This is a genomic window from Bacillus sp. KNSH39 (assembly GCF_052656585.1).
This window is the reverse complement of the sequence record NZ_JBQXYO010000001.1, coordinates 875,692-898,725: the sequence shown is the minus strand read 5'-3', so window position 1 is coordinate 898,725 and position 23,034 is coordinate 875,692. Positions and strand designations below refer to the sequence as shown.

General features: G+C 34.0%; 16 protein-coding genes, 3 pseudogenes and 2 riboswitches. Of the genes and pseudogenes, 5 read left to right on the top strand and 14 right to left on the bottom strand.

Annotated features, from left to right (window positions below; genetic code table 11):
- Nucleotides 1-279 precede the first annotated feature (279 nt).
- The 3 genes from ACUL40_RS04420 to mgtE all read right to left on the bottom strand — a co-directional run bounded on the left by ACUL40_RS04420 (nucleotide 280) and on the right by mgtE (nucleotide 5,110).
- Entirely contained in the window at nucleotides 280-2,247 is a 1,968-nt protein-coding gene (locus ACUL40_RS04420) for a penicillin-binding transpeptidase domain-containing protein (protein WP_078404525.1), read from the bottom strand.
- Between the two features lie 279 nt (nucleotides 2,248-2,526).
- Complete coding sequence (locus ACUL40_RS04415; protein ID WP_089171040.1) at nucleotides 2,527-3,624, bottom strand: phosphodiester glycosidase family protein; 1,098 nt, start codon at nucleotides 3,622-3,624, stop codon at nucleotides 2,527-2,529.
- A gap of 157 nt (nucleotides 3,625-3,781) precedes the next feature.
- Nucleotides 3,782-5,110, bottom strand: a complete 1,329-nt coding sequence (gene mgtE, locus ACUL40_RS04410; RefSeq protein ID WP_016082865.1) for a magnesium transporter — start codon at nucleotides 5,108-5,110, stop codon at nucleotides 3,782-3,784.
- Between the two features lie 279 nt (nucleotides 5,111-5,389).
- Nucleotides 5,390-5,555: riboswitch (M-box (ykoK) riboswitch) on the bottom strand.
- 504 nt (nucleotides 5,556-6,059) lie between these two features.
- Nucleotides 6,060-6,236, top strand: a riboswitch (M-box (ykoK) riboswitch).
- A 185-nt stretch (nucleotides 6,237-6,421) separates the two neighbouring features.
- On the opposite strand from mgtE, the gene ACUL40_RS04405 reads away from it, so the two are divergent.
- Nucleotides 6,422-7,549: an FtsW/RodA/SpoVE family cell cycle protein gene (locus ACUL40_RS04405; RefSeq protein WP_445423013.1), complete on the top strand. Its 1,128-nt coding sequence runs from the start codon at nucleotides 6,422-6,424 to the stop codon at nucleotides 7,547-7,549.
- 228 nt (nucleotides 7,550-7,777) lie between these two features.
- Here the strand turns inward: ACUL40_RS04405 and ACUL40_RS04400 are convergent, their stop codons facing one another.
- Both ACUL40_RS04400 and ACUL40_RS04395 read right to left on the bottom strand, forming a co-directional pair.
- Nucleotides 7,778-8,815, bottom strand: coding sequence for a serine hydrolase domain-containing protein (locus ACUL40_RS04400; RefSeq protein WP_074553484.1), 1,038 nt, complete (start codon nucleotides 8,813-8,815; stop codon nucleotides 7,778-7,780).
- Nucleotides 8,816-9,173: 358 nt separating this feature from the next.
- Nucleotides 9,174-9,911: a class I SAM-dependent methyltransferase gene (locus ACUL40_RS04395; RefSeq protein ID WP_074553486.1), complete on the bottom strand. Its 738-nt coding sequence runs from the start codon at nucleotides 9,909-9,911 to the stop codon at nucleotides 9,174-9,176.
- Nucleotides 9,912-10,640: 729 nt separating this feature from the next.
- On the opposite strand from ACUL40_RS04395, the gene ACUL40_RS04390 reads away from it, so the two are divergent.
- Both ACUL40_RS04390 and ACUL40_RS04385 read left to right on the top strand, forming a co-directional pair.
- A complete protein-coding gene (locus ACUL40_RS04390; protein WP_001120963.1) occupies nucleotides 10,641-10,973 on the top strand; it encodes a DUF1904 family protein in 333 nt (110 codons plus the stop codon).
- Between the two features lie 640 nt (nucleotides 10,974-11,613).
- Nucleotides 11,614-12,240, top strand: coding sequence for a LysE family translocator (locus tag ACUL40_RS04385; RefSeq protein WP_074553488.1), 627 nt, complete (start codon nucleotides 11,614-11,616; stop codon nucleotides 12,238-12,240).
- Nucleotides 12,241-12,844: 604 nt separating this feature from the next.
- Here the strand turns inward: ACUL40_RS04385 and hfq are convergent.
- Together hfq and ACUL40_RS04375 are read right to left on the bottom strand one after the other, a co-directional pair.
- Nucleotides 12,845-13,033 carry an RNA chaperone Hfq gene (gene hfq, locus ACUL40_RS04380; RefSeq protein WP_078187432.1) on the bottom strand — a complete coding sequence of 63 codons (189 nt, stop codon included), beginning with the start codon at nucleotides 13,031-13,033 and terminating at the stop codon, nucleotides 12,845-12,847.
- Nucleotides 13,034-13,291: 258 nt separating this feature from the next.
- On the bottom strand, nucleotides 13,292-13,717 hold the full coding sequence (locus ACUL40_RS04375) for a DUF4879 domain-containing protein (protein ID WP_074553490.1): 426 nt from the start codon (nucleotides 13,715-13,717) through the stop codon (nucleotides 13,292-13,294).
- Nucleotides 13,718-14,302: 585 nt separating this feature from the next.
- On the opposite strand from ACUL40_RS04375, the gene ACUL40_RS04370 reads away from it, so the two are divergent.
- Nucleotides 14,303-15,772 (top strand): glutamate decarboxylase, encoded by a 1,470-nt coding sequence (locus ACUL40_RS04370; RefSeq protein WP_074553492.1) that lies wholly within the window; start codon nucleotides 14,303-14,305, stop codon nucleotides 15,770-15,772.
- Nucleotides 15,773-15,963: 191 nt separating this feature from the next.
- On the opposite strand, the pseudogene ACUL40_RS04365 reads toward ACUL40_RS04370, so the two are convergent.
- The 3 genes and pseudogenes from ACUL40_RS04365 to ACUL40_RS04355 all read right to left on the bottom strand — a co-directional run.
- A pseudogene (locus tag ACUL40_RS04365) lies at nucleotides 15,964-16,113 on the bottom strand (macrolide 2'-phosphotransferase); the annotation flags it as partial.
- Nucleotides 16,107-16,374 (bottom strand): annotated as a pseudogene (locus tag ACUL40_RS04360) (alpha/beta fold hydrolase); the annotation flags it as partial. The pseudogenes ACUL40_RS04360 and ACUL40_RS04365, both read right to left, overlap by 7 nt.
- Nucleotides 16,375-17,114: 740 nt before the next feature.
- Nucleotides 17,115-18,305, bottom strand: coding sequence for an MFS transporter (locus tag ACUL40_RS04355; protein ID WP_074553494.1), 1,191 nt, complete (start codon nucleotides 18,303-18,305; stop codon nucleotides 17,115-17,117).
- A 354-nt stretch (nucleotides 18,306-18,659) separates the two neighbouring features.
- On the opposite strand from ACUL40_RS04355, the gene ACUL40_RS04350 reads away from it, so the two are divergent.
- Complete coding sequence (locus ACUL40_RS04350; RefSeq protein ID WP_100249670.1) at nucleotides 18,660-19,247, top strand: TetR/AcrR family transcriptional regulator; 588 nt, start codon at nucleotides 18,660-18,662, stop codon at nucleotides 19,245-19,247.
- A gap of 283 nt (nucleotides 19,248-19,530) precedes the next feature.
- Here the strand turns inward: ACUL40_RS04350 and ACUL40_RS04345 are convergent.
- The 4 genes and pseudogenes from ACUL40_RS04345 to sdaAA all read right to left on the bottom strand — a co-directional run.
- Nucleotides 19,531-19,728: pseudogene (locus ACUL40_RS04345) on the bottom strand (linear amide C-N hydrolase); the annotation flags it as partial.
- Nucleotides 19,729-19,862: 134 nt separating this feature from the next.
- Entirely contained in the window at nucleotides 19,863-20,162 is a 300-nt protein-coding gene (locus ACUL40_RS04340) for an ArsR/SmtB family transcription factor (protein ID WP_074553496.1), read from the bottom strand.
- A gap of 354 nt (nucleotides 20,163-20,516) precedes the next feature.
- Complete coding sequence (locus ACUL40_RS04335; protein WP_074553499.1) at nucleotides 20,517-21,836, bottom strand: aromatic amino acid transport family protein; 1,320 nt, start codon at nucleotides 21,834-21,836, stop codon at nucleotides 20,517-20,519.
- 290 nt (nucleotides 21,837-22,126) lie between these two features.
- Nucleotides 22,127-23,017, bottom strand: a complete 891-nt coding sequence (gene sdaAA, locus ACUL40_RS04330; RefSeq protein ID WP_000281777.1) for an L-serine ammonia-lyase, iron-sulfur-dependent, subunit alpha — start codon at nucleotides 23,015-23,017, stop codon at nucleotides 22,127-22,129.
- Between the last annotated feature and the right edge of the window lie 17 nt (nucleotides 23,018-23,034).

The following is a 23,034-nucleotide window of genomic DNA, read 5'->3' as shown; positions in this document are numbered from 1 at the left end:
AATTCTACTCATGAAAATCTGTTTTTTGAATTTAACGTAACACTCCACTTGTCCATTTCAACTTGCTATACTCTTCTATTTACCATTAGCAATGCCAACTTTTCAGAAATGAAAATTAAGATAAGGTATTAACTTTCTAGAGTCGCAGCAAAAAAGCATTCTCGATTAGAAAGAATGCTTTTTTGAAATTTCATTGCTCTATATTTTCACCAATTTATATCTTTGAGTTAAGCAAACATGTAATAAATGTAGTCAAAAAATTCACCTTATAATTAAGTATTATTTCTGAAATACATGTTTTACTTTTTCACCTGGAACGTTACTTCCCCCTCTTCCTTTTACATCTTCAATCATCATTGTAACAATCATGTCTGGCGCATTTGCATCGAAAGCTGCGAACCATCCCAGTTCTTTTCCGTCTGCTTCTTTCGACTCTTTCAGTTCTGCTGTACCAGTTTTACCAGCAAGCGTTACACCATCAACCTTTGCAATTCTCCCTGCACCATCAAGGTCATTAATGACTTTGATTAATGCACTCTTTAATATTTCTTGATTCTTTTTAGAAACCACATTTTCTTTCCAATTCCCTGCTACTTTTGCTTCTTTTAAAAGATGTGGCGACGGAATATTCCCTTCATTCACAATCGGTGCATATGTTAATGCTAAATGAAGTGGCGTCATTAATACTTGTCCTTGTCCATAGCCCGTGTCTGCTAGTTGAATATCGTTTTTTATCCCATCTTTTGCAATGATTGAAATAGGAAATTCGTATTCGATTGGTAATTTTTCATAAAATCCGTACTTTTTAAATTCCTTTACATACTGATCTTTTCCCATTTTCAAAGCTTGTTGAGCAAAATAAATATTATCAGAATACTTCATTGCCTTATCAAAATCAATTGGACTTGCATCCTTTACACGCGTTACATAGTAATTTCCCCAAGATGAATCTTTTGTCCACTTCAATCCTTGAATTTTAAATTCTTCCTTCGGATTTATTGTGTTTGTTTCCAAACCAATTGCACCTGTGATCGTTTTAAATACGGAACCTGGTACAAATGCTTGTGTAAAGCGATTCGTCATTGGTAGTTTCGAGTCGTTACTCCATGCTTCTCGTTGGGCTTTCGATGCTCCTCTAACTATTATATTTGGATTATAAGCAGGGCTACTTACAAGTGCGATTGTTTCACCTGTTTTAGGATTGACCGCTGCACTAGACCCTGCTTCAGTTTTCATCTCATTAAAGATTTTTTCTTGAATTGCAGCATCAATTGTTAACGTAACATTTTCTCCTTCTTTTGCTTCTTTTTTTGCTACGTTTTTAATCTCTTTCCCCTTCTCATCTTCTATAAATACGCGTCCACCCTTTTCACCACGCAATTTATTTTCTAACACTTTCTCTAAACCAGTCTTACCTACTAAATCATCTGCTTGATAACCTTGTTTTTGAAGTGATTTTAACTCCTCCGCATTCACCTTTCCTATATATCCAGTTAAGTGTGCCGCTGCTTCACCTAATGGATACGTACGAATATTTACTGGGTGAGATGAAACTCCTTCTAATTCAATATAATCATTCTGTCTGGTTCCCTCTTTTAAAATGCCAATTGGTACAAAGGAGTCTGGTTTTATCCATTTCGCTGTGAGCTTTTGTTCGACCTCTTCTATAGACATATCAAGTAATTGTGCTACTATTTCTTTCGTTTGCGCTGCTGTTTCGCCTAGTTTCTCTGGAATAATTCCAACCTCAGTCGCTTTACCATTCGTTGCAAGCCCTTTTCCATTTCGATCATATATTTCTCCGCGTTTTCCTTGCTCTATTTGCATACGTACTTTGTAATCTTTTTTCATACCTGGGAAGATGAAGTCTGGTGTCCAATCTATTTCCCAAGACTCTTTATCTTTCACAAGTTTTGCTTCATGGATGAATGAAACTGGTCCTACATCCGTATCCATCTTAACTTCAAAAAGAAAAAGCTCTTTATCTTTCGTATTCTCTCCTTTCATTTTAACTTTTAAATTATTAGCTCCAATCCCCTCATAGATTTTTTGATATTTTTCTGTGAATTCTTTTTTAGAAATCGATTTTTTGGCATGGTCTGATAAATGATCATACATATTTGCAAATTTTCTATCATTCCATAAATTGATATATTCTTCAAATGCTTGTTTTGGTGGTTCGTTTTTATTACATCCTACCAACAAAACTGCGAAACAAACGAAAAGCAGCATCCATAATTTTTTCAATTCAATCTTCTCCCTTAGTTAAAAATGATGATTCCTTTCGTAATTTATTTAATAAAAAATGTTTTAACGCTTAATAGACAGTGAAAGTAAGGATATTGTTCCATATTTACAAAAAACTAAAAAAGAGTGATAAGAATTCCGTAAATTTGGAATCCTCATCACTCTCATTTGATATTGTGCAAATCATGAATATGAAATAATAATTTCTAATTTCAAAAAATAATTTCAATTTTCCAACTAACGAGATAAAAATCATGTATTTGTTCTATTTTTAATAATTCATAAATTCGTTGAAATGTTCGCATCAAATTCATCTGATGTTTTGGTATCTATTTTTCTCCCATCAATTGTCATCTTTATTTTTTGTTTTTGGTTTGCTGTTACCACCCAAGCATTAGGTAAATAACGATCTTCATGTGATAATGTAGAAGGTGAATTTATAACCTTTCCTCCTAAATATAGAGTAGCAGAAGAACCACCATCCATAGCCATTGCATTTATAGCACCTTTTTCATATAGAATATCTTGACACTCTTTTAACGTAGCCCCTATACTATGCGTCTGTCTACCGTCAATGACTAGAAACATAATTGTACCATCTTCTTTTTGGGCCATAATACTTCGCGGAGCAGAACCCCAACCACCGTCTCCTTCTGTAATCATTTTTTCTCCATTTACAATTAACTGTGGCATAAATCCTGCTGCTGAAACGACTTGTTTATCCAAAAGTTGTTGTGTAGAATAATTTCCTGTTATCATTTGTCCAAACTTTGTTAAGCCTGTAATAATTGTAGGGGTATTTCTATCCATATTCGTATCAATAACTTTCCCATTTTCTATTACAATTCCAGTAGCAACATTTCCTCCACCCCTTCCTGTTTCATCTGCAAATCCACTTGCATTCACAGCAACAAGTGCATGATTACGCTTTGCCATTACGCTAATTTTTTCTCCTCTGTTAGCGCCCTGTGTTCCTTGATGGCTAACAAGTTTAACATTGAAGGGATTGCTAATAGTAACTAAATTTCCTTCAAAAAGAAAGCGACTATCTTTGTGACTTTTAATCGTTTCTACATCAATTTCTAATGGCTGATTTTTAAATTCTTCTAATCTTTTTCCTGCTATTTTTTTATAAATATGCTCATCACTATTTGACCATTTCGGATGATTAATTCTATCTTGCAATTTATCTAGTTCCTTTTGGGATAGGAATGTATATTTCGCATATTGCGGATGCTGAGAAGTTAGTATACTCCCAGCCATTGTTATGCGAAGCTCTCGGCCATAGCTAGTACCAAATAATATGCCTATACCAATAAGCATGAAAATAGACAATAGAAGCAAAATTCGTTTGAAGATTTTTCTGAGATGTTTCATAGTTTTATCCTCCAGCATTCATTACATTCAATAAATCCATTAAAATATTATTTATCTAAATACAAAAGTGTTTGATTTCCTCATGTCTGAATTCCCCAATATACTTTAGCAATTCAGGCAAAATACTTATTCCGATTTTCGTTTTTTTAGTGTATATTTATAAATTTAATAACGTTTTTGCAACCATGAAATAAATTACTAATCCTGTTCCATCAACAAATGTTGTAATAAATGGACCTGAAACAACTGCAGGATCTAATTTTAACTTTCTTAGAATTAAAGGTAAAACAGCTGCTACAAGAGAGGCCCAAATAACAATAAATAATAAAGTAATTGCTACAACTTGTGCAACTTCTGTTCCAACTCCTAACATATAAGCACGAGTGAGGCCAGCTATTCCAAGTGCAAGTCCGAGAAGCATCCCTATTGCAAATTCCTTTTTCATTACACGGAAAATATCTTTAAATTTGACCTCTCCAATACCGATTGCACGAGTAATTGTTGCTACAACCTGTGTTCCTGTATTCCCACCAGTACCTACTAATAACGGAACAAAGAAAGCAAGGGCAACTACAGTTTCAATTTCATCTTCAAAATACTTTAATACTGTACCTGTATATGCCTCAGCAACAAAAAGAAGTAATAACCATGGTAGGCGTTTTAAGAAGATGCTCCAAATGCTAGCTTCAAAGTAAGATTGATTCAATGGCTCACTTCCGCCTAACTTTTGAATATCTTCTGTAGCTTCTGCTTCCATAACATTCATTACGTCATCAAAAGTGATAATACCAATCATTTTATTATTTGCTGTTGTCACAGGTATTGCTGCTAAATTATAATTCAGTAGCTTTTTTACAACTTCTTGCTGGTCAACTTCAGCTTGTACTGAAATTACCTCTTGAATCATAATAGTAGATAATATCTCTTCATCTGCTGCTAGTAATAACTCATGTATGGAAACGATTCCCTCAAGATAACCATGACTATCTAGAACATAACTATAAGATATTGATTCTACATTTTCAGAATGTTCCCTAATGTACTTCAATGTCATTTTTACTGACCAATTTCCTCTAACTGCAACAAAATCACTTGTGACAAGACTTCCTGCCGTTTCAGGTTTGAAATTCATCAATTTTTTTACGTTATGTTTTGTAATTTTGTCTAGATACGCCATTAATTTAGCTTGTTTTTCAGGATGAACCGCTAGAAGTAAATCTACTAATTCATCAATCGGTTGTAAATTTAGTAACTTTTTAGCTTTGTTTTCAGATAAGTGAATTAAGATATTATATTTTTCTTCTGCACTCATATATTGAAGAATTTTAGAGCTTTTTAATACGGGAATCGTATTTAGCAATATGATTTGATCTTCAATTGAAAATCTTTTTACTTCTTGCGCAACATCATACGACGGAAGACGTAAAACTTTCTCTGCATCCAAATTATTTTTGGTTACAAGTAATTCTTTTAATAATTTCTTCATGTTAACTCCTCCTCATATTGCTAAGGGAGACTCTAGAGTTTCATGAGTGGTTTTGTTTTATTTTATCTGTCTTAAATTTTTTATTAGAGCAATAATAGTTACATTGCAATCAATCCATTATTTAGAATTACCTCCTTTTTGAATATAGACAAGATAAAACAAATAACATTAAACAGAAAAACCTTTACTCAAAAAGGAGTAAAGGTTTTTTACAATACAAATAAATGATTATTAAGACAGCTCTGCCAAAATCTCAGAGGTGCCTTTCTATCAAATCGTATACCACTCCCTCGTTGAGTTTTAGCACTGTATAGCATAGGTTTTTATAACCAGCTACATTAAGAAGGGCCTTAATCCGACCGTTCCTGTTGACCCATTGGCGTCTCTCGACATTTTTGGGCAGCAGCGTTTCTCTATACAGGAGCCTCACCTAACAAAGTTTATTGAATTACTTCAAAATTTAAACCAGAATTTAATATTTGTCAACTGACTTTCAAATCCATTCATAAAAAATCTTTTATAGAAAATGAAATTATATTTTATTATAAATTTAAAATTCTCCTTAAAAAACATAGAATTTAAATAGATTTAATTCGAAGAAACGTTATGAAACATATGAAACTTATTGTTTTCAATCAAATTCCAACTTTATAACAGAGGATGAATAATTAGTCATTCTGTATATTAAAAGAATATTCTTAACAAATCTTCTTTTATGATTAAAATCTTCTTTACGGTTTATCAAATTTATATGGTTAAACTACTCAATCAAACTATACACTAAAGTCAAAAATATGTACTTATACAGAATGATTACATACATTTTCTCATATCATTTCTCAAAGGACTATAAAGCAATAAAACAGATAAAATTAGAAATACGGTTGCTTGACAAGCAAAAAAAATATATTTATGCTTGCTACACGAAACAAATACATAAAATTTATGTTGCTTAACCTGTTAGGTGAGGCTCCTATGCAAACACAGGCTATTGCCCAAAAATGTCGAAAGACGCCAATGGGTAGAACAGGAATTGTCGGATTAAGGCTCTTCTTAAGATAGCTAAGTAATGAATTTTCATTACTTTACGTTGTATAGTGCCAAAGCTCTACTAGGGGGAGAAAAGCCTTATTTAGTCATGCCATTTTGAATCCCTCTAGTTACATACTAGGGGGATTTTTGCGTAAAAAACAGGGAGTAAGTGATAGAATCTTTCTAAACAAAAGTCATATTTAGTAATTGACGAGAACAATATTCTATTCATTAGCAAATGTAATATTATGTATTGTTTTAAATCAGGAGGATATTAAAATGAAAAAAATATTAAAACTCGATTATCTATTGCTCCTTCCTCTATTCATAACATGTACTTTAGGTATTATCATGATGTATAGTGCAAGCTCCATTGTTGCTGTTCAACATTACGGTTATAACAGTAGACATTTTGTTGATTCTCAATTAACAAAGCTACTTTTAGGAACAATTGGGTTAATAGTTTGTGCTTTACTCCCATATGAAATATGGAAAAAACGAATAGTCTCAATCTGTATTATGGTTGGAGGGATTTTTTTATTGATTATGGTTTTATGGAAAGGAAAAGTGGTAAATAATGCCCAATCATGGATCTTTGGAATACAGCCAGCTGAATTTCTTAAATTAGGAACAATACTTGTAACAGCCCGCTTTTTTGCATTAAGACAAAAACAAGCTAAAAATAACTGGAGAGGTATCGGAAAACTTTTATTCTTTTTAGCTACAATTTTTTTTCTTATCTTTAAACAACCAAATTTAGGATCTGCACTTTTAATATTAGGTATAGGTTTTAGCATATTTCTTTGCTCAGGAATAAATATAAATCTACTAATCAAAAGAATTATCATCAGTTCTATTTTGTGGTTACCTATTTTATATTTCTTGATTCAAAATAGTTTGTCAGAAGTTCAAAAGAAACGTATTACTACGATTTTCAATCCATTTCTTGATGCGCAAGGAAATGGATACCAGCTTATAAATTCTTTTATTGCCATTGGCTCCGGAGGAATCACTGGTCGTGGATTTGGAAATAGCATACAAAAAACAGGTTATCTTCCGGAACCACATACAGATTTTATAATGGCAATAGTTTCTGAAGAACTAGGATTTATTGGTGTATTTATTATATTGGCTGGAGTTTTGACTATAGTACTTCGCTCCTTAAAAATTGCACAATTATGTGTAGATCCATTTGGCAGTTTTATAGCAATTGGTATAGGATGTATGATCGGTATGCAATCTGTTGTAAATTTAGGTGGTATTACAGGACTATTTCCTCTTACAGGTACCCCATTTCCATTTGTAAGTTTTGGTGGAAGTTCTTTAATGGTCAATTTAATAGCAATAGGAATATTAATTAACATTTCAATTTTTAATAAAATTGAGTTTGATAATCATAATATATAATTTTTTATATATTAATTTAAAAATTTTAAAATTCGACCTCATTAATTAATCTATATTCAAAAAATTTCTAATTATTTTTTTAACTGTATAAATATTAATATTTATCTTCGTTTTAATACGAAAAAAGGCAGGCATAAATATATGCTTGCCTTCCGTTCTCAAAATCAATTACACCTAAAACAACGTGAGGTTAACCAAATCTAGATACTGTCTTCTACGCCCTATTTTTTACTTTTCTAAAACAATTTCTGCTATTTCATTAGCACATTTTTTAGAGTCAAATCCATCATAGTTACTTAGTACTACAACAGTCAAATATTCTTTTGGAAACCGCATGAAGTGTGAACGATAACCTGCCCAGCTACCTGAATGTTCCAAGTATCGACAGTTAAAACCTTCTGCAAGCCTTAGCCCAAAAGCATAATCTTCATTGTCAATAATCGTCTCCCCAGTTGGAGAAATTTTCGGACCTATTTCGCTCATTCTTTTAACAAGTTCTTTTCCACCAACAGTGCCTGTAGTTAAATTTTCTCCCCATCTTACAAGATCTTCAACATTTGTATGAACTGCCCCATCACCTGTATGTTCCCAAGGGCTTTCATAGATTTTATATTTTCCTTGCTCATTCTTCGAATACCCACTAATAATTGGTATAGTTGTTGGGTAGCAATCTACAATTGTTGTGTCTCTCATATGTAAAGGATCAAAAATACGCTCCTTTGTAAATTGACGTAGAGACTTGCCACTTACCTTCTCTACCACTTGTGATAATAAAAAATATCCTGTATTGCTATACTCAAATTTTGTGCCAGCTGGGAACCTTGCAATTTGATGATTTTTAAGGTGCTCTAACGATTCTTCCACAGTTAATGTATCTGTAAATTTAATATTTGCTGATACAGCCAATTCCATATAATCAACTAGTCCACCAGTGTGATGAATTAGGTGTCTCAATGTTACAGGTTCAGCATATGCTCCTATAGAAGGAACGAACCTTACAATTGAATCATCTAAACTCAATTTTCCCTCTTGTTCTAAGAGTAATATAGAAAACGCAGTAAATTGTTTAGAAACCGAGGCAATATTAAAAATATTTTTAGTAGTTATAGGTATATTTCCCTCTATAGTAGCTAAGGCAACCGCACCTTTATAAGTTACTCCGCTATCAAAACTAGCAATATATGCAAAGCCAGGAGCTTTTGGTGAAAACTTTTTTAATAATTGTTTAATCGATGTATGCGTCTTTTCATTATATGCATTATTCACCTCAATCACATCCCCTTCCCATTAAATGATTAGTATATTATCCTGTTATCTTTTTCAGTTACAAATTAGAAAAAAATCTTGTTCTGAGGGTACTATAAAATTTTAGCTTGATGACGATGGGGTACCGCCAGCATTTCGAAAAAAACCCACGCTAAGCTAAAAACACAATAAGCTGTCCATATGGACAACTTATTTACATAATTTTCGAAAGCTGAAGTTAAAAGTTTTTAATTTCTTGCTCACTTAAAGCACCCGTTAGTTTAAGTGTATTTCTTCACAATCTTATTTTTAAAATTAGAAAAAATTTTTACTCTTTTTTTAAAAATAAAGCCAGTAGTTAATCAACGGGGGTTCAACCTTAATATTTTCTTGATTTAATGATAATAGAAGATGGTCTCCGTTTTTCATTTATTAATTCTGGCATTTTTTCTAATCCTGTTGGAGTTGACTCTGGCTCAATAATTTTCTCTATTACAAGATCGTTGTCTATTAGAGTATTAATTAATGTTGAAATTGTTCTATGATATTTAACAACACCATCTATCCACCAATGTTCCTCCCTTTTTCCTTCTTCTTGGTAATTATCTAATGCCCAATGTAATCTATTTCCATTATTATCCTTAAACCAATTATTCATTTCCTTTCGAGCTGTTACTATTGGATGTTCTGTTGAAAAGATAAATTCACCATCATTTTTTAACAGACCACTTATTTTCTTAATTAGATGTGAGTAATCTTCTATGTAATGTATAACTAAAGAACTTGTTATTAAGTCGAATTTTTGATTTGGCAAATTAAGTTCTTCTATTGGTACACACATATAATCTATTTTTTCATTTTTGTTATACATTTCAGCTTGTTCAATCATATTTCTTGAGATGTCCACTCCCATAACTTTCGAGGCACCATTTTCTACACAGTACATAGAAAAGTGACCAGTTCCACATCCCAAATCTAATACAGACTTATCTGTAAGATTAGCAATTATAGATTTAATTGCTGGCTGTTCAACAAAATCATTAAAGGTAAATCCAGCTTCACGTAATGACTTATACTTTTTAAAGAAAAACGGATTATCATAAATGTTTTGTTTCATTATATACCCCCTATAATACAATCTATATTTTTTATATTCTAGAGGGCATCCGAAAATTCCCATATTGACCAAAATACAATTCAACTAACCTGCCATTTAGTTGAATAAGGAACAGTGTATATCCTATACATGTTAGGTTGATATAACGTCTCATTATAAGTAGCAAGGAAAAAGAGGAACCCTACTCTCTCAAGGAAACCTCCTTTTTTCGTTCTATGGACCTATGCATTTTTTCATACATTTCTATTCTAGCGCGGTTTTAGGTTTATCGTTTGTTTTTGGATCAACAAAAAAACTGTATTAAATCTTGTTTGATCCTAGGGGTCACTATATATGAACACTACGTATTTGACTTTCTCAATGACTAACATTACTTAACGTGGTAAAATAATATTCGGATGGGAATCCAATGTTATTAAAATTAAAGTGGTTATCAAGTCGGAGGAAGGCACTTTAGGGTGTCTTTTCTTTTTAAAATATATAAGCGCACCATCCCTTTTCTAATAGAGGCCCCCTCATGCCTCCTTACAGGGAGAATGATAAGGCATTTTTTATTTACCCAATTACCGAGCACTCATATGTTTTAAATAGTTACAATACTTGTATTGCTTCAATAACATATGATCATTCTTAAGAATGTCATTGAAATGTATCAATAGATTCTAGTGTAGCAAAATAAATTGTGCTATGATGTGAGCAAATATAAAGCTATCTAACGGAGGGATTCACATGCCGCATGTTGTGTTTCGTGGAATTACTACTGAACAATTAAAACACTTAAGTAAGCCATTAGTAGAAGAGCTCGCAGAAATTTGTGAGTGTGGTACGGATAATTTTACGTTGGAACTACCAAGTTCTACGTTTATATTCAATGGAGAAGAAATAGAAGCGTTTCCTCTTATTGAAGTGAAATGGTTCGAGCGTGGACAGGAAATTCGTGATCGATTTGCCAAGGCCATTACTACATATATAATGGATTTGGGACTTCCAGAAGTAGAGGTTGTATTTACGGTTTTCACAGAATCAGCGTATTATATTAACGGGAAGCATTGTGCAAGTTAGAGCTATTTGAAAGATTTTTGTAACATTTATAAGGGGTAGAACCACATCGCTATCAAGCTAACTAGACAAAATACCCCCTAAAAAGAAAAAGGCAGTATTCTTTCTGAGAAATCATAGGAAAGGATAACGCCTTTATATCAATATGGGGTATAATCGAGATACGTGTAAAAACAGGTCATATACTTACATTTATTTACAATTATATTTGAAATCAGCTATTATATTTTCATAAAATTACAGCTTAAATGATATTTAGCTAATTGTCTAAAGAAAATGTATGCATAGCTTTGCTGTCTGTTTTATCAATGTAGTTTTTGGATAATATTTGGTCAAGTTGATACTAATACCCTCAATAAACAAAAGAAAATTAAGATTGTTCCGAGAAAAAGTAATTAAAAAACGCTCTTAATTTATTTAATTGCGTTATCATTCCATAAAAAATCTGATTATTTGTATAAATGGCATTTCATTAAAACGCTCATTTACAGAAGAACATTATTTAAGTGAAGCCCTCTATAAATCAATTACAACACCTTGAAAGTTTATGATACTATCCTGATCACACTTTTTATATTTAATGTTTTAAGGAAAAAAGCTATACTATAAGCGAAACTAAAAATCAGAAGGGAAATACCAGAACATGGAAAATTATTTGCTATTTATCCTAACAGCACTCCTTATTATAATGATGCCTGGTCCCGGTTTTGCTTTAGTTACAAAAAACACTATCTCTCATGGTAGAAATGGTGGGATAAAGACCGTCTTAGGAACGGTATCTGGAATGATGATTCATACAATAATGGCTACACTAGGACTCTCTGCTATCTTAATGAAATTTGCTATGCTATTTACATTAATAAAATATGCTGGGGCATTTTATTTAATTTATTTAGCTGTAAAGTCAATTAAAAGTGCCTTTTCTAAAAAAGAAGATATGTCAGGTTCAGTGGAAGTAAACTCTAAGGATATTGGAACGGTTAAAAGTTTTAGACAAGGATTTATCACGGCAATCTTAAACCCAAAAACGGCTGTATTTTTCCTTAGTTTTCTACCCCAATTTATTGTGAGTAATCAAAGTCATTTCTTCCAATTTCTTTTGTTGGGATTCACATTTACGACTTTGACAGCAATATGGTATTTATTTTATATCTCTCTAATACGTCAATTAAGAACTTTTTTAAGAAAAGAAAAGGTGAACCGTACAATAGAGGGTATTACTGGCACAGTATTATTAGTATTTGGAGTTAGGCTATTTTTCCAAAAATAAATATGTAATAGAGAGAGTTTAAAACTTTCGGTTTTTCCAATAAATGAATCAATATAAAGAGTATGGCTTTCAAACAGTAAAAAATGAACAAACGGGTATGTTTGTGGAATAAGCTTCAATAAAATAAAAGTTTACATTGGAGTTTTGAATCATTTGTAACTAATTTTGTAATAAATTTCTCAATATAAATATACTTGTTAATTACAGCTCTAATATTCAAAATTAACAAAAAAACAAATTATACTAACAATATGATGGTTATCCTTTTGTTTACTCCTTGTGCTAAAGATAAGATCGTATTTCCGAATCTTATCTTTTTATTTTTGGATTTTAGATACAAGAAAAGGAATCCTTAATAGCTTAAGGATTCTGTAACAGGAAAGAACAAACATATAATAATAAAAAGAATTACTTATATTATAATTTAAAAATAAGACAAAGATGTTGAGAAAACTTGGAATGGATTGAATATTCACATGTACTTATTTATAATTGATTAAGAGTTGGAGTAGTAATCTGTCATCTGTTCCTTTTTTAAAGAAGATTGATCTCAATCTTCTATTTTTTGTGTTTTTTCCTCTTCTCTCGAAAAAAGGAAAAAGAATTACTTAAGAATTGTGGAAATTACTTGCTTATAGGCTAGTTGTTGCTTACCATGAACCATCATTAGGACGGCAGATTTATCTGTTGCAAGGATCTGCCCACGTACTGGAACGCCATTCTTTAAAAACACAGTAACTTCCCCTTTTTTCTCTTTCAATTGTTCATACATATCTTCTTGTAAGTTATACATGAAATACGCCCCCTAATTGTATCTACTTTTCTTTTAATACTTGCTGCTGCTCATTGTTGTCTATTTGTATTTCCCATCCATCTTCTATTATATGTAAACTATTTTTCAAATAAAGTCTATTGGTGTCTAGGATCCTATTTTATGGGAAGTGTTTTTATGGGATGGGGAATATATATATGAACATGGTTCAAGTCAAAGAAAAGGCACTCCTAGGAGTGCCTTTTCTTTGACTATTTAAATGTACGAACGCTTTCAAAACTATTGGATATAAATTGATGTACGCATTGTATTAAATGGTGCATTTATAGATGTCTTTTGGTACTCAAATGTTCCTTGTTGGTGTCCAGAAGCATCCCATTTATAATACCAGCCAACGATCGGTCTTCCACCAATTATAGTGGATTCAATACTTTTTACATTAGATCCATTCATTTTAGCAAATGGGTTTTGGCCATATCCCATTTCTTTCGTGGTAATATATAAGTATTTTCCTCCGTGATTACGTGATGTGCTAAAGCTGTTCTGGTTAATCGTTTCTACTCCGCCCAGTTCAGATTCTACTTGTACGACGTTTAATGAAGTAAGTGGTGCTGCTGGTCCAGCAGAAGCCTCTGTTGCCATTCCTAATCCGACGAACGCTGTGATTGCTAACGATGAAATCCCTAGTGCTGCTTTTTTAAACATAAAAAACATCCCCTTCCATCTATTGTTTTCACTTACATTGCCAATATAATCCTTATAACCTTATATGTAAATAGATCCCAACTGTAGAAATAACAGAAAGAATATTCTGATTCATCAACATTAGAAATTTACTTTCAACAACTTGAATAAAGCATAAAACAATAATTCGAAGAGCTGCACGAGCAACCTCTGGTCATTTACCGCTGATTCTACCAGATGATCCACGAGACTTGTCAGAAAGACAATCTCGGCATCGGAATCATCCCGAAATCCGCATTTGAGCTGGCGAACCACAGTAGTCTGGAAATGGACAGTCCTTCCCTCCAGACCAGGATCGCGGCAATCTGAATCAAGGAACGTTACATGTCCTCATTAACCAGAAAGTGCTTGAAAAGTTTCAGTAGGGAATAATAAAAGTAAGGAATAAATCGGCTGTTCACTCCTTTGAATTATAACCACAGGCTTCCGTGTAGCGTTGAAATAAAGATTGATAGAAAAGTGCTTGAAGCCTTATGTCCCCTTGGTTTAACAAATGATTTTTTGTAAATAATATGTTTGTTAAAAACTTAATTAAGGGGGGCTTTTATGCCACAGGATCGAAAAGCAGAAGTTCAAAACGATACATACGAAAGAAAAGTTATTATGCCAGATAATTCACAATCTCTACCACTTCACATGCAAAAAGAGCTGCCTCACGAATTTTCTGTAAATCCTTTGTTTGCCCGCGAAGGAGAATCCGTCGTTCCACGCTTTCATATGTCTGATGAAGGCATGTTACCAGAAACAGCATATCAAATCGTCCATGATGAAATTACTCTTGATGGCAACGCCCGCCTGAATCTTGCAACTTTTGTTAGTACATGGATGGAGCCTACCGCAGAGCAATTATATGCAAAATCATTCGACAAGAACATGATTGACAAGGACGAATATCCACAGACAGCTGAAATTGAGGAGCGGTGTGTCCGTATCTTAGCCAACCTCTGGCATTCGCCCAGCCCCCTTACGACTATGGGCGTTTCAACAACTGGATCGTCAGAAGCATGTATGCTCGGTGGGCTTGCCTTAAAGCGACGATGGCAAAATGCACGTAAAAGCGAAGGGAAGCCGGTGGATCGTCCCAATATTGTGTTTAGTTCTGCTGTTCAGGTCGTTTGGGAAAAATTCGCGAATTATTGGGAGGTTGAACCACGTTATGTGAAGGTTAGCCTTGAACATCCTCAATTGGATCCTCAGGGGGTCCTCGCAGCCGTGGATGAAAATACGATTGGTGTAGTACCGATTCTCGGTGAAACTTATACCGGTCTTTACGAACCGGTTGCCGCAATTGCGAAAGCGTTGGATGATTTACAGGCGAAGACTGGTCTTGACATTCCCATGCATGTGGATGCAGCTTCGGGAGGATTTATAGCACCATTTCTCCAACCAGATTTAGTCTGGGATTTTGAATTACCAAGGGTGAAGTCCATCAATGTATCCGGACATAAATATGGATTAGTCTATCCTGGATTGGGTTGGATAATTTGGCGGGAAGCTGAAGATCTCCCTGAAAATCTAATCTTCCATGTCTCCTATTTGGGCGGAGACATGCCGACCTTTGCTCTGAATTTTTCTCGTCCTGGCGCACAAGTGCTCCTGCAATATTATAATTATTTACGTTTAGGGAAAAAGGGGTACTATGATGTTCAAAAGGCTTCACAGAAAGTCGCTCTTTTTCTAAGCAAGGCCATTCAGAAGATGGAACCGTTCGAACTTTTGTCTGATGGGTCGGACATTCCGGTTTTCGCTTGGCGACTGAAAGATGGCTACACATCAAACTGGAACCTTTATGATTTATCTCGACAATTGCGTGTATTCGGTTGGCAAGTACCCGCCTATCCATTGCCTCCAGATATGGAAACGGTGACGATTATGCGAGTTGTGGTTCGAAATGGATTTTCCATGGATCTTGCGCATTTATTTTTGAGAAACCTCAAACAGACTGTTGCCTTTCTGGATTCCCTGGATGGGCCTATGCCACATGATACGAAATGTGATAATGGATTTCATCACTAAATAAAAAAGCCTAATTTCTTCACATTAAATTGAGAAGTTAGGCTTTTTTAATATTGGGATTTCCTTAACGTTGTAAATCCACATTTTTATGAAGCTAACCCATATTGGAGCAACTGTATTGATATGCACCCATTTCCAAATAGGCCACTTTGCTTTTGTTGTGGCCCATTTTCTTTGATCTGATTGGAGTGCTAGTGGTCATCATTAACTTGTAATGTTTCTTTCGCCAGCTGCTCATATTCTTCTAAGCCTGAGATAATCGCAAACTCAGCTATCGCAACAGGATATGCCGCATTAAGTTCGATAACGTGTTCTTTCATGGCAGGCCAGTAAATCCCCCCATTGAAGATTCAACCAGTGTGATATTTTTGGAGATTCAAATGCTCCAATAACAGATGTAAATCATTAGCCAGCGTATCATAGTCATAACCATCCTATGTCTGTGAAGATTTATTGAATCCCCGACGATCATAAGTTATGACTCTGTATCCAGCCTCAACAAGAGCTGGAACTTGACATTCCCAAGATCGACCACTTCACGGCCAAACATGAATTAATACAACTGGCTTCCCTATATCGTAATCTTCATAATATAACCTAATCGATGCTTAATTTTCGATTTATTATCATACCCCCAAAAGTAATTATTGGTAGCCTACCTGTTCTAGATTTAGGAGCTGAAGGTGATAATTTTTGAATTTTATCTGTCCCATAGACAAACTTTCCCCTTACTACTATCAATGCAGACTCGATATGCTTGTTTTTTACCTCCAAGACTAGGAGGTTAATAGCAGAAAGTATGGATAAATGTGCATATTGTCTCTTTTTGATGTTACCTTGTGTTTCTTTTTCTGTAAAGAACCGTGTATTTCGTGCTGTATATAGGAAGACCTTGTTCTCAATTCAATCGGTTAAACATAAGATTTAAACGATTTTCACGATAAAACCTCATCATTACCAATATTTTTAAAAATATCCCAAATTCAAGATTATTTGCATGAAAGACGAAATATTAAGTCAATAATGTATTTAAGTTTTAACAAACTAACAATATATTATTTCTCAACATAGGAAGCATAGAATTATAAGAAACAAATTGTTAATATATAGATATCTCAATTGCGTTATTTCTTTTTAAAGAGAGTTTGTGTTTTTACACAAGCTCTTTTTTATTGCATTTCAGATATATTCAACAAGGTGAGTCTTTTCCACTTACAGCAATAGAAAATAAAAATTTGCTTCTAATACAAAAACTCCATACAATTCACAAATAACCTTTGAAACTCAGATATAACAATAAATAGGCATTCCCTATCCTGACTGGTAAAACTAAATTATAGAACTATTTCTCTGTAGCAAAATAAAGTAGAGCTATAGTCGGAAAAGCGATTCCTATCCATAATGTTAGATTCCATCCACCTAAGGCATATGCCCATCCTCCAATAAAGGATCCCACAGCACCTCCCAAAAAGAAAATAGCCATAAATAGCCCGTTTAATCGACTACGGATTTCTGGACTCAACGAGAAAATTAAACGTTGGCTAAGCACAAGGTTTGCAGATACTCCCATGTCCAACAGAATTGCAGCAATTACTAAAACAGCTATTCCAAAGGGCGAGCTACTTTGAATAAAAAGTGGAAGTAATAAAGAAATAATAACTACGGTGAGAGCTATCCCAGTGGCGGATCGTGTCCAGCCAAGATCGGCTAGTCGACCACCTATTGGAGCAGCTATCGCGCCTGTAATTCCCACAAGTGCATACAATGCTATGGCAGTTTGAGAAAAATGAAAAGCCGGACTAGATAATAATAATGGAACAGTGGTCCAGAATAAGCTGAAAGCCCCAAATACACAAGCATGATAAATGGCGCGACGACGTAAAATGGGAGTAGTTCGTAGCAGTTGCCACATTGAATTAAGTAAGACGATATAATTTGTTTTTGCTGTTGGTTTTCTTGTAGGGAGTACTTTCGATAAAACAAACGCCAGGACAATAATTACAGTAGCAGATAAAGCAAATATTGCACTCCATCCCCAAATATCGGCTACTAGACTAGATATCGGTCGCGCAAGCATAATACCTAGTAACAGACCACTCATGACATTGCCAACTACGCGACCGCGTGCATTTTCCGATGAAAGATATGATACAAGAGGTACGAGCACTTGCGCTGCGACCGACCCCAGTCCGATAAAGAATGAAGCAATTAACAACAAAGTTGCGCTTTTTACAAAAACCATGGAAATGAGTGCAAATGCACTTAAAAATAACAAAATAAGTATCAATTTTTTATTCTCAACAATATCTCCCAAAGGTACAAGAAATAGTAAGCCAACAACATATCCAATTTGAGTTAGCGTTACAATTAATCCAGCGCTACTATTAGAAAGCCCAATTACATTACTAATTACCCCAATTAAAGGCTGTGCATAATAAAGATTAGCCACAATAATACCACATGAAGTTGCTAATAGAATGATTAAACCTGATGAAATATCCTTATCAATTGCTTTATTTTTAAAATTAGACATAACTACTTCCTCCCATACTTTTATTTCAAAATTACTAAATCGCCTTGGCAAGAACTACTGCGATACCATTTTTTATTGTAATAAATTAAGTTTGAACTACATTCTGCTTTTAAAAAATCCAATTTCACCTCTTGTTTATCCCCCTTTTCTAAATGTTTTTTAGCAATTTAATTTTTGAATTTTGGAACCTAAATGTAGCCATACCATTACAAGATGTTAGTTAATTAATAAACTGTACGTTCAGTTTATTAATTAACTAAAAATATATACTAAACGTTCAGTTTTGTAAATAGGCTATTTTGTTTTTTATTCATATTAAGTATACTAAACGTATAGTTTATGTTTTTGAAAGGAATGATTAATGTGCAAGGTAAAAGAGGTCGACCACGTAATATCGAAACCCAAAAGGCCATCCTTTCTGCGTCCTATGAGTTATTATTGGAAAGTGGCTTTAAAGCAGTCACAGTCGATAAAATTGCAGACCGAGCTAAAGTCAGCAAAGCTACGATTTATAAATGGTGGCCAAATAAGGCTGCTGTGGTAATGGATGGTTTTCTTTCTGCTGCTGCTGCCAGATTGCCTGTACCTGACACAGGTTCAGCGTTGAATGATATTTTAATTCATGCTACAAGTTTAGCCAGTTTTTTGATAAGTCGAGAAGGAACTATTATCAATGAGTTAGTTGGCGAAGGGCAATTTGATTCGAAACTAGCAGAGGAATATCGTGCTCGATATTTCCAGCCACGTCGACTGCAAGCAAAGCAACTTCTGGAGAAGGGAATTAACAGAGGCGAATTAAAAGAAAACCTCGATGTTGAATTAAGCATCGATCTCATTTACGGACCAATTTTTTATCGCTTGCTAGTAACCGGTGAAAAGTTGGATGAATCCTATGTACATGACTTGGTTATAAACGCATTCGAAGGGATACGTTTGAAGTAATTAACATATAAACAAAGATTTAGATTTCCACTGTTTCCTATACTGATGTAACTCGCATTAACTTGATAAATAAAGTATCTAATTTTTTAAAACTGATGTTTATGGGATTGTCCCCCGTATACATCAGTTTTAAAACAGACTTAATCTACAAGCTAATCACGCTTCCTTTTTGATTTTTGGAAGGTTGTAATATTTATGAGTTATTGATTTTTCATTTAAAAACAGATTAAAACCACATAAGAACCCTGAATTTGTATTTTATACAGTTTAGCTATTCTAATTAGTTTGCATCAAATAAATCAATGGTTTTAATTTGTCTACAATCGTAGGTATGATAATAATATGCGCCAGACTCCATGCACATAGTTCTTGTATAGATGGTATTGTCTAATATACCTTCTTCCGTGATTACTCCACCCTTAGGAACTTCGCCATTTGATAAGCTATGAAAAACAGCTGATATTCCCTCTTCTTTTAAATCGTGACATATTTAAGATATTGATGTCATTGAATCAAAGTAATAATTACTTAAAAAATTAATAAATAAAAACCCTCCACAACAAGGAGGGCTTAGTATTCTATATAAGTAAATCTTTAAATGGTAAACTTAATATTTTATTGTATTGGTCCTAATAATCCCATAATTTCTTCAGCTTTTTGGTTTTCGATGCTATAGTAAATTTCTAACCCCTGACGATTTCCTCTTAGAACCTTCCCTCTCATTTTAGATAAGTGTTGGGAAACTGTTGATTGTGGAATGTTTAAAATTTCGGTCATTTGGGTTACATTTAGTGTTTTATGTTTAGAAAGCTCATTGATCATTTTTAAACGCATTGGGTGTGCCATAAGTTTTAAAAGCTCTACATCCTCTTCTAAAATCGTGTTCTCTACATGCTGATTCGCAAATCTTGTCATAGTATACGCTCTCCCTTATTTGTTTTCTTCTAATGTAGTGTAACTTCCATATTACATAATATTAGCATGTTCGAATGTTTATTGTTGAAAAATGATACTTAAAGTATACAACTGTAGTTTGTGCTAGTAGTGGAGTTAATGTGTGGTTTGTATGAAGTTTTCATTTACTATTAATCTAGTCTGTTTAAGCTAGTATAAAAGTTATGCATATAATTAAAAAGACAAACTCTCCAAGATGAGGAGTTTGTCCAAAACCATGATCTCTTTAGTTCAACAATATAGAGTTCAGTTCCGATAAGAATTTTTATTTTTTTCATATCCCATGTTTTTTGCATCAGTACTAACAACAGTGGATTAGAATAATGACTGAATACTTGCTAAGACAGTAAGGATACCTATAATAATGACAAAAACATTGCTCGCTTTCCCTTTGTATTTAGCAAGTACTGGTACTTTATGGATCGCATACATTGGTAATATACATAAGATAGCAGCGACTAGCGGACCGCTAAGGGCATCAATGATTCCAAGAATACTTGGATTTGTATAAGCAACATACCAGCATGTTAATACGACAAAAGTAAGAATCATTGTCTTAACTGTTTTTTCTCCTATATCTTTCCCACGTTTTTTACTGGACTTGATAATCATGTCACGCATTACCTCATACGCTCCTATATAATGACCAAGGAAAGACTTTGTAATAGCCACAAATGCAATGATAGGAGCTGCAATAGTGATTACTGGCGAATTAAGCTCATTAGCAAGATATGATAGGATTGACAAGTTCTGTTCTTTTGCCACCTTAAGATCATTTGGAGTCAAACTTAAGGTACTGCTCCAAACAAAGAACATAACAACTGCGAATGTCATAATATAACAAACTTTTTGTATTTGAGCACATTTAGCATCAGTAGCATCTATTCCATACGTAGCTCTCTGTTTCATAACAAATGACGAAATCATAGGCGAATGATTAAACGAGAATACTATGATTGGAAGTATCATCCATATCGTTCCTAAATATCCTGTTCCTGTTGAAGCAGTAGAAACACTTGAAAAACTAAGCATTGACGTATTCCACTGTGGAATCAAAGATATTGCGATAAAAAGTAGAGAAGCTATAAAAGGATACACTAGCATGCTCATGATCTTTACAGTTATATCTTGACCAAAATTTAGTATAGCGATAAGACCGAGTACTAAAACAAGCGATAAAATGGACCTTGGAGGCTCCGACATGTGCAATTGATGCACGATAAAGCTACTAGCGGTATTTGTAAGTGCGACCGAGTACATCAGCACGATCGTATAAATGGAGACAAAATATACAATATTAAAAATGATACTTGCCTTATTTCCAAAATACTCTCTTATTGTACCTGTAATCCCCTCATCGGCAGAGTTCGAAGCGTAAATCATTTTAGCAAGCGCCCTATGTGAATAATACATAACAGGATATGCAAGTAATGTAATTAGTAGTAAAGATAATAAACCACCTGAACCTGCATTAATCGGTAAAAAGAGTACTCCTGCTCCAATTGCTGTTCCAAAAAGGCTCAATGCCCAGGTAGTATCCTGTTTATGCCACTTTTTAGGGTCTAGATATTTCTCATTTTTTACTGCAGTGTTATCAGCTTGAAATTCTATGTTTTTTGCAGTATTCCCATCCATATAATAATTCCTCCTTGTGTCCTATTCTTAATTCTCTTTTTAAGATATAGGAATATAGACCGTTCTTGAAAAATGAATAGCTTATATAGTGCCCCACAACGAATATCCCCCTTCTAGGTTAATAAAAATCAAAAAATTAGCGAAGCATCAACCTGAAGGGTTTGTTACCACTTATAAAATATTTTAATTATATAGTAGTATATTTTATTGATAACTCCCCCAATATACAGACATCCTTAGGCGAACAATAGAGTAAAGATTGTTAAAAATTTCACAATATATTCGATAACTTATTGATTTGATTGTTTCTCCCCAAAGATTTTATTTTTAATGGCAATTCCTGTAGGTGTAGCTGCAATACCACCTAAACCTGTCTCTCTTAATTCGCGAGGCATCTGTCTTCCAACTCTATACATGGCTTCAATCACTTCGTCAGCATTGATGAGATTGTTTACGCCGGCTAATGCGATGTCCGCTGCTGCTAAAGCATTTGCCGTTCCAATGGCGTTTCTCTTTACACAAGGAATTTCTACCAAACCAGCGACCGGATCACAAACTAAACCGAGTAAATTTTGTAATGCAATCGAAAAAGCTTCAGAAGATTGCTGTGGCGTTCCACCCGCAGCTTCTACCGCAGCTGCCGCCGCCATCGCTGAGGCACTTCCTACTTCAGCTTGACATCCTCCATACGCTCCTGAAATACAAGCGTTGTTTGCGACTATCGTTCCAAATAACGCTGAAGTGAATAGAAAATGAATCATATCTTCATGACTTAACTGCAACGTATCTTTAATACTAAATAGGACTCCCGGAATCGTCCCACTCGCACCTGCTGTTGGAGTTGCACAAATAGCTCCTAATGCAGCATTTACTTCATTAACACCGATAGCACTTTGAATCCCTAACACCATTAAATCTCCAGAAAGAGTTTTCCTATTTTCTCGATAGTTTTTAATTTTTACAGCATCCCCTCCGGTCAAACCTGTTGGAGAAAATACACCGTCGCCCTCGATACTTTTATTTATTGCATGTTGCATAGTCGCTAAATTTCGTTCCATTTTACTCCATACTTCTTCATAAGAAGTTTTAGTTTGTTTGATTTCCTGTTCGATTGCTAATTCATAAATTTGCTTTTGGCTTTTATTAGCTGCATCCACAATTTCTTTTATGGCCATATACATATTTTTCACTCCTTAAT

Coding starts and splice junctions, on each gene's coding strand:
- ACUL40_RS04415 (WP_089171040.1), bottom strand. CDS start 3,624: ATGAAACATCTCAGAAAAATCTTCAAACGAATTTTGCTTCTATTGTCT.
- mgtE (WP_016082865.1), bottom strand. CDS start 5,110: ATGAAGAAATTATTAAAAGAATTACTTGTAACCAAAAATAATTTGGAT.
- ACUL40_RS04405 (WP_445423013.1), top strand. CDS start 6,422: ATGAAAAAAATATTAAAACTCGATTATCTATTGCTCCTTCCTCTATTC.
- ACUL40_RS04395 (WP_074553486.1), bottom strand. CDS start 9,911: ATGAAACAAAACATTTATGATAATCCGTTTTTCTTTAAAAAGTATAAG.
- ACUL40_RS04390 (WP_001120963.1), top strand. CDS start 10,641: ATGCCGCATGTTGTGTTTCGTGGAATTACTACTGAACAATTAAAACAC.
- ACUL40_RS04385 (WP_074553488.1), top strand. CDS start 11,614: ATGGAAAATTATTTGCTATTTATCCTAACAGCACTCCTTATTATAATG.
- hfq (WP_078187432.1), bottom strand. CDS start 13,033: ATGTATAACTTACAAGAAGATATGTATGAACAATTGAAAGAGAAAAAA.
- ACUL40_RS04375 (WP_074553490.1), bottom strand. CDS start 13,717: ATGTTTAAAAAAGCAGCACTAGGGATTTCATCGTTAGCAATCACAGCG.
- ACUL40_RS04370 (WP_074553492.1), top strand. CDS start 14,303: ATGCCACAGGATCGAAAAGCAGAAGTTCAAAACGATACATACGAAAGA.
- ACUL40_RS04355 (WP_074553494.1), bottom strand. CDS start 18,305: ATGTCTAATTTTAAAAATAAAGCAATTGATAAGGATATTTCATCAGGT.
- ACUL40_RS04350 (WP_100249670.1), top strand. CDS start 18,660: ATGATTAATGTGCAAGGTAAAAGAGGTCGACCACGTAATATCGAAACC.
- ACUL40_RS04340 (WP_074553496.1), bottom strand. CDS start 20,162: ATGACAAGATTTGCGAATCAGCATGTAGAGAACACGATTTTAGAAGAG.
- ACUL40_RS04335 (WP_074553499.1), bottom strand. CDS start 21,836: ATGGATGGGAATACTGCAAAAAACATAGAATTTCAAGCTGATAACACT.
- sdaAA (WP_000281777.1), bottom strand. CDS start 23,017: ATGTATATGGCCATAAAAGAAATTGTGGATGCAGCTAATAAAAGCCAA.